The sequence below is a fragment of the Amycolatopsis sp. WAC 04182 genome (assembly GCF_003947465.1).
Lineage (GTDB): Bacteria > Actinomycetota > Actinomycetes > Mycobacteriales > Pseudonocardiaceae > Amycolatopsis.
The window spans coordinates 1,053,543-1,068,822 of sequence record NZ_QHJJ01000004.1 but is presented as its reverse complement, the minus strand read 5'-3'; the positions used below and the strand labels follow the sequence as shown (position 1 = coordinate 1,068,822).

Here is a 15,280-nt window from a genome sequence, read left to right as displayed (position 1 = left end):
CCCGCGACGGCACACCCCTTTTCGTCCCAGCGAAAACATCAGCGGCGCGGGACCTCCCGATGACGTCTCACGCGCCGGTGTCTCCGCAGGTCGGTGCCGGGTTTCCGTCCCAGCCTCCCGGAGTGGGCCGAATGGCTTGTCTCGGCACGTCCGGCACGTTTGAGTTACCGGCGGAGAACAAAATGCCGTCTTGAGGGGGACGAGGCATGACTCTGCGGATGATCTTCGATCGCAAGGATCTCCAGGGGATCCGGATAGCCGAAGCACCCGACCCGCTGTGGGAGCTGGTCCTCGGTTCACATCAGCTGAGAGAGGACCGCCCGTCGGCCTGGCGTCAGCAGGTCCGGCTGAACCTGCGCCAGAACGAAGAAGCGGCCCGATCGCTGAAGACGCTGTTCACACTGGTCCCGCCGAAGGGGAACTTTCCCGACTTCCTGACCCCGCCCACCTCGGCGGGTTCCTTCGAAAGCGGGCTCGAAGCGGTGGCGTGCACGCCTCGCGGGCGGCTGTGCGCCGACCTCCGGACCGTGTTCACCGGCGCGGCGCCGAGCTGGGTGAAACGGCTCGCCGACGGTGATCGCGAGGAGGTCAGCGGGGTCGTCGGCGCGCTGCGGGACGCGTACGGCCTGGTGGTCGAGCCGTTCTGGCACAGCATGCGCGAGACCGTCGCCGCCGACCGCGCGCGCCGGGTCCGCACGCTGGCCACCGAAGGCGCGGGGGCGATGATGCGCGGTATCCCCGGCGTCCGCGGCTGGGACGGCGAGGTGCTGGAGATCGCGTATCCCCGGGAACGGACCGTCCATCTCGACGGCCGGGGGCTGACCTTGATCCCGAGCCGGTTCTGCGCGAACACGCCGGTGACGTTCATCGATCCGGCGTTGCCGCCCGTACTGCTCTACCCGGCAAGGGTGACCGGCGCCCACCCGGCGGACGTGTCCCCCGAACTGGTGGCGCTTCTCGGCCGGACCCGTGCCGAAAGCCTCGGCGCGCTGCGTGTCCCGCGCACGACCAGCAAGCTGGCCGCCTGCCTCGGCACGTCGATCGGCACGGCCAGCAAACAGGCCGCCGTGCTGCGCGAGGCCGGGCTCGTCACCAGTGCCCGGCAGGGCAGCGCGATCCTGCACCACCTCACCCGGCTCGGCACGGCACTGCTCACCGGGGAACTCCACGAAGGGGCCGCTCCCTGACGCGTTTCGTCCTCTGAACGCGGTAGTCGTCGGTACGAACCACCGCATCCAGAGGACTACTTGCGCTCGTCCAGGGGGCGGGCGTTGAGGTGGTCGGCGAGCAGCTTCCGGGCGATCTCTTCCGGGTCCTGCTCGGGCGGGAGCGGCGGAGGCGGCGGGGCGGGGCTCGCGTCCTCGTTGTAGAGGTCCTCGTCCTCCTCGACCGGCTCGGGCGGGAGTGGGATGTCCGGCTCGGAGGTCGTCACCTTCGGCCGCTGGGGCTCCGGCTTCGGCGCGGGCGGCGCGGGAGGGGCGGCGGGCGCTTCGGCGGACCGGCGGGTGAAGGACCGTTCCGGCGCCGGCGGTTGCGGCGCGGCCTTGGGAGCCGCGGCCTGCCGGGCCTGCGCGGCGCCGTGGACGCAGCGGACCTGCCAGTCGCCGCCGAAGACCTCTTTGAACGCGGTCGCGACGCGCTCGGCGTTGTGCGGCTCGGAAAGCCGCCGGGCCAGGGGCTCGGCGCTGTGCGTGAGCGTGACGGCGTTGCCCTCGACACTCACCACGCTCGCCTGGGTGAGCATCGCTTCGGTACTGCGGCCGCCCGGGACCTTGCGGATCGCGGCGAGCACCTGCGGCCAGCGGCCGCGGATCCCGTCCACGTCCGTCGATCCACCCGAAGCGGCGGCGGGCTCGGCCGGAGGCGGGGTGGGCGCGGACGGGCGTTGCGGAGCTGGCTCGGGCCGCGCGGCGGGCTGGGGAGCGGCCTGCGGGGCGGCTTGGGGAGCCGGTGCGGCCTGCTGGGCGGGCGCGGCGGCCCGTTGCGACGGCCGCTGGAACTCGCGGACGGGCTCACCCGCCGGAGCGACAGGGGCAGGCGCGGACTGTGCCACCGGGGCCGCCTGCGCGGCTTGAGCGGCCGGAGCCGGAGCGGCGGCGGCCGGAGCCGAAGCGGCACGGCGTTCGAGCCGTTCGAGCCGGGCGAGCAGCGCGTCGGTGCCCTCGGCGACCGACGGCAGCAGCATCCGCGCCGTGAGCAGTTCCAGTACCAGCCTCGGCGAGGTCGCGCCCCGCATCTCCAGAAGTCCATTGTGGACGATGTCGGCGTAACGCGAGAGCGTGGCGGGCTCCAGTTTGCCCGCCTGCTCCTTCATCTTCTTCAGCTCGTCGTCCGGCGCGGCGACCAGGCCGCGTTCACCCGCGTCCGGCACCGAACGCAGCATCACCAGGTCGCGCAGACGGTCGAGCAGGTCGGTGGCGAACCGGCGCGGGTCGTGCCCGGCCTCGGCGAGCCGCTCGACGGTGCCGAACACGGCGGCCGCGTCGTCCGCGGCCAGCGCGTCGACCATGCCGTCGATGAGCGCGACGTCGGTGACACCCAGCAGCGACACCGCGCGCGAGTAGTCGACGCCGTCCGGCCCGGCTCCCGCCAGCAGCTGGTCCAGCACCGACTGCGTGTCCCGCGCCGAACCGCCGCCCGCGCGGATGACCAGCGGATACACCGCGGGCTCGACCGTCGCGCCCTCGGCGGCGACGTTGCGTTCCAGCAGCTCGCGCATGGAGCTGGGCGGGATCAGCCGGAAGGGGTAGTGGTGCGTCCGCGACCGGATGGTGGGGAGCACCTTGTCCGGCTCTGTGGTCGCGAAGATGAAGATCAGGTGCTCCGGCGGCTCTTCCACGATCTTCAGCAGGGCGTTGAAGCCCTGCGTGGTGACCATGTGCGCCTCGTCGATGATGAAGACGCGATAGCGCGAGTCGGCCGGGGCGTAGAAGGCCCTGTCCCGCAGCTCGCGGGCGTCGTCGACGCCACCGTGGCTGGCGGCGTCGAGTTCGGTGACGTCGACGCTGCCGGGGCCTTCGGGCGCGAGGTTGCGGCACGAATTGCACTCGCCGCATGGATCCGGCGTCGGGCCCTTCGCGCAGTTCAGCGACCGCGCCATGATGCGGGCGCTGGACGTCTTGCCGCAGCCGCGCGGGCCGGAGAAGAGGTAGGCGTGGTTGATGCGCCCGGCGGCGAGCGCCGTACGCAGCGGATCGGTCACATGCTCCTGCCCGACGACCTCGGCGAAGGTAGCCGGACGGTACTTTCGGTATAGAGCTAGAGCCACGCGGCGAGACTACCGGGAGGGCACGACAGGTGAGACCGGCACCGACCCCCGGCAGGTATCCGGTCCGCTTCGGCACCGCCGAACTACTCCGGGACGCCGACCGCCCCAACGCCTGGATGATCTCGGTCGACGGCGTCGCCCAGTCGCACGTCAACCTCGACGACCCCCAGGATCTCGAGTTCGACTACATCCGCCGGATCGCCGACGTCGTCGACTGCCTCGGCGAAGGCCCGCTCGACGTGCTTCACGTCGGCGGGGCGGCCTGCACGCTCCCGCGCTACATCGCCGCGGCCCGGCCGCGCTCACGGCAGCTGGTCTTCGACGCCGACGGCGAACTCGTGGCGCTCGTCCGGGAGCAGCTGGGCCTGAAAGGGTTGAAGGTCCGCGTCGGCGACGGCCGCGAAGGGGTCTCCGCCAGGTACGACGCTTCAGCCGACCTGGTCATCGTGGACGCTTTCGAACGCGGAATCCTGGCCGGCGGGCTCGCGACCGTCGAGTTCACGAACGAGATCGCGCGCGTCCTCCGCCCGGCCGGGACCTACGTCGCCAACGTCTCCGACGGGCCGAACCTGCCGTTCCTCCGCCGGTTCCTGGCGACAGTGGCGAGTTCGTTCCCCCACCTGGCGATCTTGGCCGAGCCGGGCGTTCTCCGGGGCCGCCGCTTCGGGAACATCGTCGTCGCCGCTTCCCGCGTCGAACTGCCGGTGACCGAGATGACCCGCCGGGCCGCCTCATCCGCCTACCCGGCGCGCTGCGTCGCGGGAGAGGACCTATCGCAGCTCCAGGGCAAAGCGAAACCCATCGCCGACGCGGAAGCCCTGCCGTCGCCTGTGCCGCCGAAGGATGTCTTCGGGATCTTCTAGCCCCAAAAAAAGGGGATCCCGCGCACCCGTCAGAGCTTGCTTATCCTTGCTGCCTTCCGGCCCTGGGGAGGTTCACAAGATGGACGCCGCGCGGGATCCGAGGACCAGTGTAGTCACTCCCGTCCCGGCATGGAGGACAGTGGGGGGTATGAGTACTCCGACCTGGGCAGATGTCCTCAAGGCCGCCGAGGCCGTCCACCCGTTCGTGCGACACACGCCGCTGCTGCGCGCCGAGGTCGACGGGCGGCCGCTGGTTCTCAAGCTGGAGCATCTGCAGCGGAGCGGATCGTTCAAACTGCGGGGCGCGGTGAACGCGCTGGTGAGCGGCCCGTTGCCGGAGCGGGTGCTGACGGCGTCCGGCGGTAACCACGGGCTGGGCGTGGCGACGGCGGCTTCGCTGCTGAATCTGCCCGCGACGGTGTACGTGCCGGAGTCGGCTCCGCAGGCGAAGACGGCTCGGATCGAGGCGGCGGGCGCGAAGCTCATCCGCCACGGAGCGACGTACGCCGAGGCCGCCGCGAAGGCGCTCGAAGCCGCCTCCGAGCCGGGTACGCGGTACCTGCACGCGTACGACGATCCCGACGTCGTCGCCGGTCAGGGCACCGTCGCGGCCGAAGTGGTCCAGGACGCGCCGGACGTCGACGCGTTCTTGGTCGCGGTCGGCGGTGGCGGGCTGGTCGCGGGGACGTCGCTGGCCGGGTTGCCGACGTTCGCCGTCGAACCGGAGCGGTGCCGCGCGCTCGACGCGGCGCTGGAGGCGGGCGAGCCCGTGGATGTGGAGATCGACTCGGTGGCCGCGTCCGCGCTGGGTGCGACCAGGATCGGGAGTGTCCCGTTCGCCGTGCTCCGCGATCGGGTGACGTCCGTGCTGGTCAGCGACGCGGAACTGCTCGCCGCGCGGGACCGGCTCTGGGACGAGTTCCGTCTCGCCGTCGAACCGGCGGCCGCGGTCCCGTTCGCCGCGTGGCTGGCCGGGCGGACCGAGGGCGAGCTGCCCTGCGTCATCCTGTGCGGCGCTAACAGTGACTGGACGCCCTGAGCTCGACCCGGAACTCCGTCCGCCCCGGACGGCTGGCGACCCCGACCCGCCCGCCGTGCGCGGCGACGACGGCCGCGACGATGGCCAGGCCCAGTCCGGTACTGCCCGCGGCCCGCGAACGCGAGTCGTCGCCGCGGGCGAACCGTTCGAAGACCTCCGGGAGGATCTCCGGCGGGATACCCGGCCCACTGTCGACAATGGACAGTGTCACCGTCGAGTCCACTATGGACAATGAGGTGTTGACCTCGGTCCCCGCCGGGGTGTGCGTGCGCGCGTTGCCGAGCAGGTTGATCACGACCTGGTGCAGCTGATCCGCGTCGCCGAGGACGGTGATCGGCTCCGGCGGGACGTCCAGCAGCCATTTGTGCTCCGGCCCGGCGACGTGGGCGTCGGCGACGGCGTCCGCGACCAGCCGGGAGAGATCCACCGGCTGGTGCACCACCGGGCGGCCCGAGTCGAGCCTGGCGAGCAGCAGCAGATCCTCGACCAGACCGGTCATCCTGGTCGATTCCGATTCGACCCGGCCCATCGCGAACGCGATGTCCGGCGGCACCTCGGAGCCGGAACGCCGGGTGAGTTCCGCGTAGCCGCGGATGGCCGCGAGCGGCGTCCGGAGTTCGTGGCTGGCGTCCGCGACGAACCGGCGCACCCGGCTTTCGCTGGCCTGCCGGGCGGAAAGCGCGTTCGAGATGTGGCCGAGCATGCGATTGAGCGCGAACCCGACCTTCCCGACCTCGGTCCGCGGATCGGTGTCCACTTCGGACACTCGCTCGGACAGGGCGACCTCGCCGCGGTCGAGCGGGAGTTCGGCGACCCTGGTCGCGGTGGCGGCCAGGCGATCGAGGGGTTTCATGGTGCGCCGCACCGTCACCGCGCCGAGCGCGCCCGCCAGCAGGATGCCGCCGATGGCGACCCCGCCGAAGATGAAACCCAGGTTCCACAAGGTGTCCGTGACGTCCTTTGTGGGCAGTCCGGTGATCGCGATACCGCCGTTGGACGCCTGTTTGGCCACCACGCGGTACTCCCCGAGCGATCCGAGGTCCACGTCGGTGGGCTTGTCGGTCGGTGTCGACCGCAACAGGGCCGAGAGCTGGGCCGGGCCGATCGGGTCGTGCGGGAACGGGTCGGCGACCTTCGCGTCGTAGCTGGACCGCAGCACCGCCGCGACCACCCGTCCGTCCGGGAGGATGTTCACGAACAACGAACCGGTGCTCTGGCCGTACGCGCGCAGGCCTTCCGGCACCCGTTCCCCGCCGGGGCGCCCCGGCGGCGGCGGACGGCTGGCGCGTTCGCTGGTCTCGGCGATCCGCGCGTCGAGCTGGTCGATCAGGAAGTCCCGCAGCGCCAGTTCGGTCACCACGCCCACCACCAGGCAGACGAGCGCGAGCAGCCCCGCGACCTGCGCGATCAGCCGCCGTCGCAGGGACCAAGGCCGCCTACCCCGCGGGTTTGAGGACATACCCGGCGCCGCGCATCGTGTGGATCATCGGTTCCCTGTCGGCGTCGATCTTCTTGCGGAGATAGGAAATGTACAGCTCGACGATATTGGCCTGGCCGCCGAAGTCGTAGCTCCAGACGCGGTCGAGGATCTGCGCCTTGGACAGCACACGTTTGGGATTGCGCATGAGATAACGCAGCAGTTCGAACTCGGTCGCGGTCAGTGGCACCAGATCGCCGCCGCGGTGCACTTCGCGGCTGTCCTCGTCCAGGGTCAGGTCCCCGACGACGAGCATCGATCCGCTCGGCCCGGCGACCCCGCCCGCGCGCCGCAGCAGCGCGCGCAGCCGCAGCGCGACCTCCTCCAGGCTGAACGGTTTGGTGACGTAGTCGTCGCCGCCCGCGGTGAGCCCGGCGATCCGGTCCTCCACCGCGTCCTTCGCGGTCAGGAACAGCACCGGCAGGTTCGGGACCTCGGAACGCAGGCGCCGCAACACTTCCAGGCCGCTCATATCCGGCAGCATGACGTCCAGCACCACCGCGTCCGGCCGGAATTCCCGCGCGACGCGGACGGCTTCGGTGCCGTCGGCGGCGGTGCGGATGTCCCAGCCCTCCATGCGCAGCGCCATCGACACGAGTTCGGACAAGGTCGCCTCGTCGTCGACGACCAGCACCCGCACGGGGCTGCCGTCGGCACGGCGCAGGCCGGCCTTCGCGGAACCGGACGAAGGGACGTTCACACTGGTCATGCTGCCATCCTGCGCGGCCCCGATGAGGCTTCTCTGTGTCCCGCCTGTGCGTTTCCTGTGAACGATCACCCTGCCGGGGAGCGAAACACAGCGCGTGCCCACCGGCGGCACAGCTTCCGCACAGCGACGGCGCCGACCATGGCCGCAACCGACCACACGGAGGCGACCAGATGACCGAACCGACCAAACCCGCCGCCCCCCCGGCGGCCGAGCCCGCCACCTGGGGCGCGCCCGCACCGGCGGGTGAACCGAAGAAGACCTGGTCGGGTCGCAAGACCGCGATCGCGGCCGTGGTGGCGGTGGTGATCGCCGCGGGCGGCGGGGCCGCGATCTGGGCCGGAACCGCCGCGAACGGCGCCGTACAGGGCGGGATGATGGGCGGCCCAGGCGGCGGCCGGGTGCTCATGGGCCCTGGCGGCGGCATGCCGCGCGACGCGCTGCACGGCGACTTCGTCGTCTCGGACGGCAAGGGCGGCTACAGCACCGAACGGATGCAGACCGGCGAGATCACCGAGATCAGCGCGACGTCCGTCAGCCTGACCAGCAAGGACGGCTACAAGCAGGTCTACACGATCGACGCGTCGACGAAGAAGACCGGTGATCCCAAGACCGGCGAGACGGTGACGGTGAACGCGAAGGTCACCGGCGACACCGCGACGGTGCTGAGCATCGGCAAGCCCGCGCAGAACCAGCGCGGCGGGCCGCCGGACGGCCAGCGGCGTTACTGAGCCACGACGGCGAGCAACGCGGCGGCCGTATCGGCGGGTTCGTGTCCGGAGGTGTCGAGGACGACGCGATCGCCGCCGGAACGCCGCATCCGGGCCGCCTCGGCGACCGCGCGCGCGGCCACCCGGTCCCGCACGCCGGGTGGCGCGCCGCGTAGCTCGTCGCCTGCCAGCAACGCGGACTCGCCTTCGGCCCGGCGCCGGACCCGCTCGGTGAGCGCCGGTTCGTCCGCGTCGAGGTGGACGACGGTGACCGCGTCGAAGACCCGGCGATGTTCCGGGCGGAATTCCCGGGCCACGACGATCAGCCGCTTCGCCCCGGCGTCGCGATAGCCGCGCCAGACGGCGGACAGATGTGCCGCCTCCAGCGCCGGATCCGGACCGGGGTGCGCGAACCCGAATTGTGCGAGATCGACGTACGCGACGGGCAGGTCCCGCTCCCACAGGTCCCGCAGCGCGCTGAACGCGGCCGTCGACTTGCCGACCGCCGTCGGGCCGGTCACCACGGTCACCGGCCCTGGCTGCGGCCGGCCGGGGTCCGGCGGCCGAACACTTCCGGCGTCCACGGCACAGCGGTGGAACAGCGCTTCCACCGTGTCCTCGGGCCGCTGCCCGGTCGTGTCCAGTTCCTCGCCGAAACCGGCGCGGTCGTAGGCGTCCGCCACCGCGAAGAGGTCGGGCAAGGCCGCGGCGGGTGACCCACGGCCGAGAAACCGGCTCTCGAGCTCGCCGCGATCACACGTCAGGCGGACGAGTGTGAGGTCGAAGTCGCCGCTCTCGATGTACGGCTTCGCCGGGTCCACCACACCGGACACGACGAGCTGAGCGACACCCCGCGCACGCAGGATTTCCAGTACCCGCAGCAGGTTGGCCGCCTTGATCGCGTGCGCGGCGTCCCCGCCGCCGGGCGGCGGGCCGATGAGGCCGAGCTGGTCGATGTCGACGTACGCGACGTTGCCGCCGGCTTCCACGATGCGGCGGTACAAACCCCAGGCGGTGGTGGATTTCCCTGCACCCGGCGCGCCGGTCGTCCAGAGCACGGGCGTCTTCGCGGTCCCCATGGCTTTCGATCTTAGGAACCCCTGTCCAGCGAAATAGGGCAGAGTTGGGCGCGTGCGGGACATCAGTGGTTCGCTGGCGAGGCAGGCCTGGGCGGTCGCGGCCGTCTGCCTGGTCGCCGACGCCGGGCTGTTCCTCATCGCCGGACCACCGCTTTCGCTCGGCTGGCAGGCGTGGGTGGTGCTGCTGGGCGGAATCCTCGCGAACGTCGCGCTCGCCGGGCCTTCGCGGTATTCCGGCTGGGTTTCGGCCGCGCACGGCGTGCTGCTCACCGCCGCGCCGCTCCTGCTGTACCCGTACGACCATTACCTTCAGGCCACCAACGCGGGTGTGCTGATCGCCGGTTACCGCGCGGGCGCTTGGCTTTCGACCAAACCGGCGCTGGCCGCGCTGGCGGTGATGCTCGCCGGGCTCGTCGCCTGCAACCTCATCCCGGCCGACCGGGACGACCGGGACTGGCGGCTCCTGCTCATCGAAGTCGGCGTGAGCGGCCTGCTGCCTTGGATGGTCGGCCGCTACACGACCGCGCGGCGCGCGTACATCGCCGATCTCCAGCGCGCGGAGGAACAACGGCGACAGCACGAGGCCGAAGCGGTCCGCCGTGCCGTCGCCGAAGAACGCACGACGATCGCCCGCGACCTGCACGACGTGATCTCCCACCACGTCAGCGCGATCGGCGTGCACGCGGGCGCCGCGCGGCTCGGGCTGCCGGAGGGCGAACCAGCTGTACGACGTTCGCTCTCGGCGGTCGAATCGTCGAGCCGGGCCGCGATGGCCGATCTGCGTCGTCTGCTGGATCTGTTGCACGGCAAGGAGAACGGCGACGCGCAGCGGCAACCGGGGCTGGACAACCTCGACGAGCTGCTCGACAACCTCCGCACCGCCGGGCTGCCCGCGCGGCTGACGAGCCACGGCGGGCCGCGGGAACTCCCGGCTTCGGTGGACATCGCGTTGTACCGCATCGCGCAGGAGGCGCTGACGAACGCGCTCCGGCACGGTTCCGGCGGGATCGTCGAGATCGATCTCGCCTACCGGCAGACGGAGGTGGTCCTCACGATCACGAACGAGATCGGCCCCGCGAACGCGGCGGCCGAGTCGACGAAACGCGGCCTCGCCGGGATCCGGCAGCGGGTCGCGTTGTTCGGCGGACAGGCGGAATGCGGACCGCTCGACGACGGCACGAATTGGCGGGTCCGCGTCGGTTTTCCTTTGGAGGCACAGTGATCCGGGTTCTGCTCGCCGACGACCACGCGATGTTCCGGTCCGGTATGCGCGCGGTGCTGGACACCCAGGCGGACTTCGAATGCGTCGGCGAGGCGGCCGACGGACGCGAGGCCGTCGCACAGGCGGCCGCGCTGCGCCCGGACGTCGCCGTGCTCGACGTCCGGATGCCCAAATTGGACGGTCTGGCCGCGACCGAGGCGATCATGTCCGCGCCGGGGAACGACACCCGCGTCCTCGTGCTGACGACCTACGACTCGGACGAGTACGTCTACCGCGCGCTTCGGGCCGGTGCGAGCGGGTTTCTGCTGAAGAGCCTCGCCCCCGAAGAACTCGTCTCGGCCATGCGAGTGGCCGCGCGCGGCGACGCGCTGATCGACCCGACGGTGACCCGGCGGCTGGTCTCGACCTTCGCCACCAGCATCGAACCCGCGGCCGCCGAACCGGCGGAACTGGAACGGCTCACTTCACGCGAACGCGAAGTCCTCCTCCTCGTCGCCGACGCATCCAGCAACGCGGAGATCGCCGCGCATCTGCACGTGGGCGAGGAGACGGTGAAGACCCACGTCTCCCGGATCCTGGCGAAGCTCGGGCTACGGGATCGAGTGCACGCCGTCGTCTACGCCTACCGGAACGGTCTCGTCGGCGGACGGTGATCGGTTCGCCCGGCGGGGCTCCCGGTGCCAGAATCGCCGCAGGGCACGTCGAGGCGGGGAGCTGTGGATGAAACGCTGGGTCACGCTCACGGTCGGGCTGGTCTTCCTGCTGGTCGGCGGCGTCTGGGTGCTCCAGGGCGCCGGCGTGCTGACCGGCAGCTTCATGACCGGGCAGAAACTGTGGTTCCTGATCGGGCTGGTCGCGTTCCTGATCGGGGTGGTGCTGGTTGCCGCCACGGCTCGTCGGACGCGCCGGGCGCCCACTGACGACTAGCCCGGGCGTTCGCGGCCGCGACACGCGTGATTGAGGGCGTAACTCACGTGATTGAAGGCGCAACACGCGTGCTTGGAGCCGTAACTCACGTGATCGAGCGGCGAACTCGCGTGCTCGACGGGCGGACTCACGTGATTGGGCGGCGAACTCGCGTGATTGGGGGCGCAACTCGCGTGATTGGGGACGTGACTCGCGTGGTCAGGCGAGCTTGAAGGTCGGGTAGCCGGGCGCGATCTCCAGCAGCTTCTCGTCGGACGCCTTCGCGTCGACGCCGTCGAAGAACACACCGACCTCGAACTTCCAGCGCTTGAGGTACGCGCGCAGGATCTCGGGCTTCTCGGCGTCGGCGAGTTCGGTGTAGGTGAACGTCTCGGTGCGGCGCCCGACGGTGAGCTGACCTTCCCCGGCCACGCGCAGGTTCCGCACCCACTGCGTGACACCGCGCGGCGCGACCAGGTAGCGCTCGCCGTCCAGCTTCAGCAAGTTGACCGGGACCGAGCGCAGTTCGCCACTCTTGCGGCCGCGGACCGAAAGCACCCGGCTACCCAGGACGCTGACGCCGAGCCTCGTCAGCTTGAGCACGAATTCGTTGAACGCGCTGGTCGCCTTGGCGGGCTTGAGGTAGCGGGTCGTGGCGGCGGAAGCGGTGGTGGTCATCTCGTCTCCTCGAAGTCTGGGCGAGAGCAGTGCTCTCCGTTAAGAGCAGTGAACACCAGAGCAGTGCATCATGTCAAGAGCAGTGCTCTCGTTTAGGTGCGATGCTCTATGGTGAGAGCATGGCCGCCACTCAGACCGCACGGGAACGCGCCCGCGCCGAGCTCACCCGCGAGATCAAGGACGAAGCCCGCCGCCAGCTCGCCGAAGTCGGCGCGCTCGGGCTCTCACTTCGAGCGGTGGCACGAGAGCTGGGCATGGTCTCGTCGGCGCTCTACCGGTACTTCTCCAGCCGCGAGGAACTGCTGACCGCGCTGATCGTGGACGCCTACAACGCGGTCGGCGAAGCCGCGGAGGCAGCCGACGACCCGAAGAAGACCGCGCTGGAGCGATGGGAGTCGATCTGGCACGCGGTCCGCGCCTGGGCGAAGGCGCACCCGCACGAGTACGCGCTGATCTACGGCTCGCCGATCCCCGGCTATCAGGCCCCGCAGGACACCGTCGCCCCCGCCGGCCGGGTGGCGTTCGCGCTGGTCGCCGTCCTGCGCGACGCGAACCTCCGCGTCGAGACCGAGGTCGGCGAGATGCCCGCCGCGCTACTGCGCCAGCTCGACACCCTCGCCGGGATCCTCAAGATCAACCTGGGCCCCGAGACGGCCTCCCGGCTGATCATGGCCTGGACCCAGCTGTTCGGGATGATCAATTTCGAGCTGTTCGGCCAGTACGTCGGCTCGGTGGATCCGGCGGACGACTTCTTCGCGCACGGGGTCCGTCAGATGGCCGAGTTCACCGGGATCAGGATGACCGGCTGAGCGCGGTCCACGACCGCATCAGCAGCTGGACGGCGTCCACCACGTCCTCGTCTCCGGTCCCCTCGGGGCTGAGGAAGCGCTGCAACAGGAGGCCGTCCTCGAGCGCGTGCAGGATCAGCGCGAGAAAGGCCGGGTCGGCGGGCGGTTCGACGCCCCGCGCGGCGAGTTCGGTCCGCACCGACGTCTCCAGCAGCGCCCTTGTCGACTTCTCGCCTTCGCCGACCAGCGGGCGCGCGTCGGGATTCCGCAGCGCGTAAAGGGCCAGCTCGGTGCGCAGGGTCAGCCAGCCGGCGAGGTGCTCGGCGCGCTCGACGTTCCACGCGCGCAGCCGGTCCATCATCTCGGCGAAGGAGCTGACGCCCTCCCTCAGCGCGACGACCTCCTCGGCCTCGCGCTGGGTCCGGCGGCGCAGCAATTCGACGACCAGCTCGTGCTTGCCGTCGAAGTTGCCGTAGAAGGCGCCTCGGGTGAATCCGGCCCGTTCGGCGATCTGCTCGACGGACGTGCCGTTGACCCCTCGTTCGGAGAACAGCTCGGCGGCCGCCGTGAGCAGGCGCTGCCTGGTCTGCTCGCGGCTTTCTTCCCGCGTCAAGCGTTTAGCCGTCACACGGCGATCTTAGAGTTCGGTGTTCGCCTTCCGGCCGGTCAGCCACACCCCGCCCGCGAGGACGGCGACGGCGACCACGACGGCCACTGCGGTGAGCGACCACAACGCCTGGCTCGCCAGGAACGCGGCGACGGCGCCGAAGAGGACGGCGACGAGGAGCAAGGGGGTGGTCCGGACGGCTGTGGCGGCGGGGACGGTGGCCATGGGAGCTTTCCCTTCGGGGTGGGGCGCGGAACACTCGGTTTCGCGGATGGGACCGCGCCGGGTCGGTGGCCTTACGCCAAGTGGGGCACGGATCACCCGTCCGGGCGAGATATCGGCGTGGCGGCTAGCGTCACGCCGGGGACGACATCGAGGGAAAGGCGGCTCGCGGTGGAGAAGTGGGCGGAGCAGGTCGGCAGGATCCGGGTCATCGGAACCGGGGTGATGGGCCGGGGCATCGTCCAGCTCGCCGTGACGGCGGGACTCGAGGTCGAGCTCGCCGACGCCCGGCCCGACGCGGTCGGCGAGGCCATCGAGCAGGTCGGCGCGATGCTCGGCAAGCTCGCCTCGAAGGGCAAGATCACCGAAGAAGCCGCCGAGTCGGCGAAGGGCAGGCTGATCGCGGCCGAGGGCCCGCTGGCCCCCGCCGACGGCGTCGACCTCGTCATCGAGGCGGTGCGCGAGGACCTGGAGATCAAACGCACGCTGTTCGCCGAACTGGAACGCGTCTGCGGGCCGGACACCGTGTTCGCCACCAACACCAGCTCGCTGTCGGTGACCGAAATCGGGGCCGCGCTGACCGATCCCGGCCGGTTGCTCGGCCTCCACTTCTTCAACCCGGTCCCGCTGATGCGGCTGGTCGAGGTCGTACCCGGCGCGCGGACCGCCGCCTGGCTGCCGCCGGCCGTGACCGAACTCGTCCGCGGCTGGGGACACGAACCCGTCCTCGCCCGCGACGCGCCGGGTTTCCTGGTCAACCACGCCGGCCGCGGGCTGGGCACCGAGGCGCTGCAGATCCTCGCCGAAGGGATCGCGAGCCCGGCCGAGGTGGACCGCGTCGCCCGTGACGTGCTCGGCCTGAAACTCGGCCCGTTCGAACTCCTCGACCTCACCGGTCTCGACGTCTCGCACGCCGTGCTCGAAAGCATCTGGAGCGGTTTCCACGGCGAACCGCGGCTGCGGCCGTCGTGGCTGACGCGTCCGCGCGTCGCCGCCGGGCTGTTCGGGCGCAAGAACGGCGAAGGCTTCTACTCCTATGTAGACGGACAGCAGCAGGTCGAGCCGGAACCGGCCGCGCCGGAAGCCCCGGCCACGCCGGTGTGGGTCGACGACGAACGGCTCGGCACGCTGCTCTCGTCGGCGGGCATCCAGGTCGTGCACTCCGCGTACCCGGACACGGTCCTGATCGTCAGCCCGATCGGTTCGTCCACTGTGGACGCCGCACGCGCGGCGGGCCTTCCGGCGGAGCGGGTCGTCGGCGTCGACCCGCTCGGCGGCTACGGGAAACGCCTGACGCTGTCGGTCCACCCCGCGCTCGACCCGGCCGCCGGCCGCACCGCGTGGGGCGCGCTCGCCGCGACCGGCCTGCCGGTGACCGTGGTCCGCGACGGTCCCGCACCGATCGCGCAGCGGCTGCTGGCGTCGATCGTCAACACCGCCTGCTTCATCGCCGGACAGCGGCTCGCGACACCGGAGGACATCGACACCGCCGTCCGGCTCGGCCTCGGCTACCCGCGCGGACCGCTGACCTGGGGCGACGAAGCAGGCGCGGAGCTCGTGCTGCGGGTGCTGCGCGGGCTCGTCGCGAGCACCGGCGACCAGCGCTACCGGCCGAGCGCCTGGCTCACCGAACGCGTCGCGCTCGGCCTGCCCCTCACCTCGACAGGCACCTCACCGGGCGACCTTCTCCGCTGAGACCCCTACACGCGAGTTGC

Annotated in this window: 16 protein-coding genes and 1 other RNA gene; 9 read left to right on the top strand and 8 right to left on the bottom strand. The window is 71.2% G+C overall.

The features are described from left to right. The first annotated feature begins 206 nt into the window (after window positions 1–206). Window positions 207–1,187, top strand: coding sequence for a helix-turn-helix transcriptional regulator (locus DMH01_RS25430; RefSeq protein WP_125679709.1), 981 nt, complete (start codon window positions 207–209; stop codon window positions 1,185–1,187). A gap of 56 nt (window positions 1,188–1,243) precedes the next feature. On the opposite strand, the gene DMH01_RS25425 is transcribed toward DMH01_RS25430, so the two are convergent. Then, window positions 1,244–3,268 carry a DNA polymerase III subunit gamma and tau gene (locus DMH01_RS25425; RefSeq protein WP_125679708.1) on the bottom strand — a complete coding sequence of 675 codons (2,025 nt, stop codon included), beginning with the start codon at window positions 3,266–3,268 and terminating at the stop codon, window positions 1,244–1,246. 29 nt (window positions 3,269–3,297) lie between these two features. Between DMH01_RS25425 and DMH01_RS25420 the strand changes: the two genes are divergently transcribed. After that, a complete protein-coding gene (locus tag DMH01_RS25420) occupies window positions 3,298–4,131 on the top strand; it encodes a spermidine synthase (protein WP_125679707.1) in 834 nt (277 codons plus the stop codon). Window positions 4,132–4,138: 7 nt separating this feature from the next. Here DMH01_RS25420 and ffs read toward each other — a convergent pair. After that, window positions 4,139–4,233: signal recognition particle sRNA small type (gene ffs, locus DMH01_RS25415), an RNA gene on the bottom strand. A gap of 46 nt (window positions 4,234–4,279) precedes the next feature. Here ffs and DMH01_RS25410 point away from each other — a divergent pair. Further along, window positions 4,280–5,170, top strand: a complete 891-nt coding sequence (locus DMH01_RS25410) for a serine/threonine dehydratase (RefSeq protein ID WP_125679706.1) — start codon at window positions 4,280–4,282, stop codon at window positions 5,168–5,170. Here the strand turns inward: DMH01_RS25410 and DMH01_RS25405 are convergent. Beyond that, window positions 5,148–6,629, bottom strand: coding sequence for a cell wall metabolism sensor histidine kinase WalK (locus DMH01_RS25405; RefSeq protein WP_125679705.1), 1,482 nt, complete (start codon window positions 6,627–6,629; stop codon window positions 5,148–5,150). The genes DMH01_RS25410 and DMH01_RS25405 overlap by 23 nt on opposite strands. Further along, on the bottom strand, window positions 6,607–7,356 hold the full coding sequence (locus DMH01_RS25400) for a response regulator transcription factor (protein WP_125679704.1): 750 nt from the start codon (window positions 7,354–7,356) through the stop codon (window positions 6,607–6,609). Before DMH01_RS25400 ends, DMH01_RS25405 begins: the two co-directional genes overlap by 23 nt. A 170-nt stretch (window positions 7,357–7,526) precedes the next feature. Here DMH01_RS25400 and DMH01_RS25395 point away from each other — a divergent pair, with 170 nt between their 5' ends. Further along, window positions 7,527–8,084 (top strand): hypothetical protein, encoded by a 558-nt coding sequence (locus tag DMH01_RS25395; protein ID WP_125679703.1) that lies wholly within the window; start codon window positions 7,527–7,529, stop codon window positions 8,082–8,084. On the opposite strand, the gene DMH01_RS25390 is transcribed toward DMH01_RS25395, so the two are convergent. Next, window positions 8,078–9,142: a hypothetical protein gene (locus tag DMH01_RS25390; RefSeq protein WP_125679702.1), complete on the bottom strand. Its 1,065-nt coding sequence runs from the start codon at window positions 9,140–9,142 to the stop codon at window positions 8,078–8,080. The genes DMH01_RS25395 and DMH01_RS25390 overlap by 7 nt on opposite strands. A gap of 52 nt (window positions 9,143–9,194) precedes the next feature. Here DMH01_RS25390 and DMH01_RS25385 point away from each other — a divergent pair, with 52 nt between their 5' ends. The 3 genes from DMH01_RS25385 to DMH01_RS25375 all read left to right on the top strand — a co-directional run bounded on the left by DMH01_RS25385 (window position 9,195) and on the right by DMH01_RS25375 (window position 11,291). Then, window positions 9,195–10,364 (top strand): sensor histidine kinase, encoded by a 1,170-nt coding sequence (locus DMH01_RS25385; protein ID WP_125679701.1) that lies wholly within the window; start codon window positions 9,195–9,197, stop codon window positions 10,362–10,364. Continuing rightward, window positions 10,361–11,017 (top strand): response regulator transcription factor, encoded by a 657-nt coding sequence (locus DMH01_RS25380; RefSeq protein ID WP_125679700.1) that lies wholly within the window; start codon window positions 10,361–10,363, stop codon window positions 11,015–11,017. The genes DMH01_RS25385 and DMH01_RS25380 overlap by 4 nt, the downstream gene beginning before the upstream one ends. A 67-nt stretch (window positions 11,018–11,084) precedes the next feature. Then, on the top strand, window positions 11,085–11,291 hold the full coding sequence (locus DMH01_RS25375) for a hypothetical protein (RefSeq protein WP_125679699.1): 207 nt from the start codon (window positions 11,085–11,087) through the stop codon (window positions 11,289–11,291). A gap of 198 nt (window positions 11,292–11,489) precedes the next feature. On the opposite strand, the gene DMH01_RS25370 is transcribed toward DMH01_RS25375, so the two are convergent. Continuing rightward, entirely contained in the window at window positions 11,490–11,948 is a 459-nt protein-coding gene (locus DMH01_RS25370) for a nitroreductase family deazaflavin-dependent oxidoreductase (RefSeq protein WP_125679698.1), read from the bottom strand. A 119-nt stretch (window positions 11,949–12,067) separates the two neighbouring features. Here DMH01_RS25370 and DMH01_RS25365 point away from each other — a divergent pair, with 119 nt between their 5' ends. Beyond that, complete coding sequence (locus DMH01_RS25365; protein ID WP_199745614.1) at window positions 12,068–12,757, top strand: TetR/AcrR family transcriptional regulator; 690 nt, start codon at window positions 12,068–12,070, stop codon at window positions 12,755–12,757. Here the strand turns inward: DMH01_RS25365 and DMH01_RS25360 are convergent. Both DMH01_RS25360 and DMH01_RS25355 read right to left on the bottom strand, forming a co-directional pair. Then, window positions 12,741–13,364: a TetR/AcrR family transcriptional regulator gene (locus tag DMH01_RS25360; protein WP_125679696.1), complete on the bottom strand. Its 624-nt coding sequence runs from the start codon at window positions 13,362–13,364 to the stop codon at window positions 12,741–12,743. The genes DMH01_RS25365 and DMH01_RS25360 overlap by 17 nt on opposite strands. A 9-nt stretch (window positions 13,365–13,373) precedes the next feature. Further along, window positions 13,374–13,568 (bottom strand): hypothetical protein, encoded by a 195-nt coding sequence (locus tag DMH01_RS25355; protein WP_125679695.1) that lies wholly within the window; start codon window positions 13,566–13,568, stop codon window positions 13,374–13,376. Between the two features lie 168 nt (window positions 13,569–13,736). Between DMH01_RS25355 and DMH01_RS25350 the strand changes: the two genes are divergently transcribed. Then, entirely contained in the window at window positions 13,737–15,260 is a 1,524-nt protein-coding gene (locus DMH01_RS25350; protein WP_125679694.1) for a 3-hydroxyacyl-CoA dehydrogenase, read from the top strand. Window positions 15,261–15,280 lie beyond the last annotated feature (20 nt).

What these genes read in the sequence shown, in the direction of transcription:
- DMH01_RS25375 (WP_125679699.1), top strand. Translation starts at nt 11,085, where the DNA reads ATGAAACGCTGGGTCACGCTCACGGTCGGGCTGGTCTTCCTGCTGGTC.
- DMH01_RS25400 (WP_125679704.1), bottom strand. Translation starts at nt 7,356, where the DNA reads ATGACCAGTGTGAACGTCCCTTCGTCCGGTTCCGCGAAGGCCGGCCTG.
- DMH01_RS25365 (WP_199745614.1), top strand. Translation starts at nt 12,068, where the DNA reads ATGGCCGCCACTCAGACCGCACGGGAACGCGCCCGCGCCGAGCTCACC.
- DMH01_RS25430 (WP_125679709.1), top strand. Translation starts at nt 207, where the DNA reads ATGACTCTGCGGATGATCTTCGATCGCAAGGATCTCCAGGGGATCCGG.
- DMH01_RS25390 (WP_125679702.1), bottom strand. Translation starts at nt 9,142, where the DNA reads ATGGGGACCGCGAAGACGCCCGTGCTCTGGACGACCGGCGCGCCGGGT.
- DMH01_RS25355 (WP_125679695.1), bottom strand. Translation starts at nt 13,568, where the DNA reads ATGGCCACCGTCCCCGCCGCCACAGCCGTCCGGACCACCCCCTTGCTC.
- DMH01_RS25410 (WP_125679706.1), top strand. Translation starts at nt 4,280, where the DNA reads ATGAGTACTCCGACCTGGGCAGATGTCCTCAAGGCCGCCGAGGCCGTC.
- DMH01_RS25395 (WP_125679703.1), top strand. Translation starts at nt 7,527, where the DNA reads ATGACCGAACCGACCAAACCCGCCGCCCCCCCGGCGGCCGAGCCCGCC.
- DMH01_RS25370 (WP_125679698.1), bottom strand. Translation starts at nt 11,948, where the DNA reads ATGACCACCACCGCTTCCGCCGCCACGACCCGCTACCTCAAGCCCGCC.
- DMH01_RS25405 (WP_125679705.1), bottom strand. Translation starts at nt 6,629, where the DNA reads ATGTCCTCAAACCCGCGGGGTAGGCGGCCTTGGTCCCTGCGACGGCGG.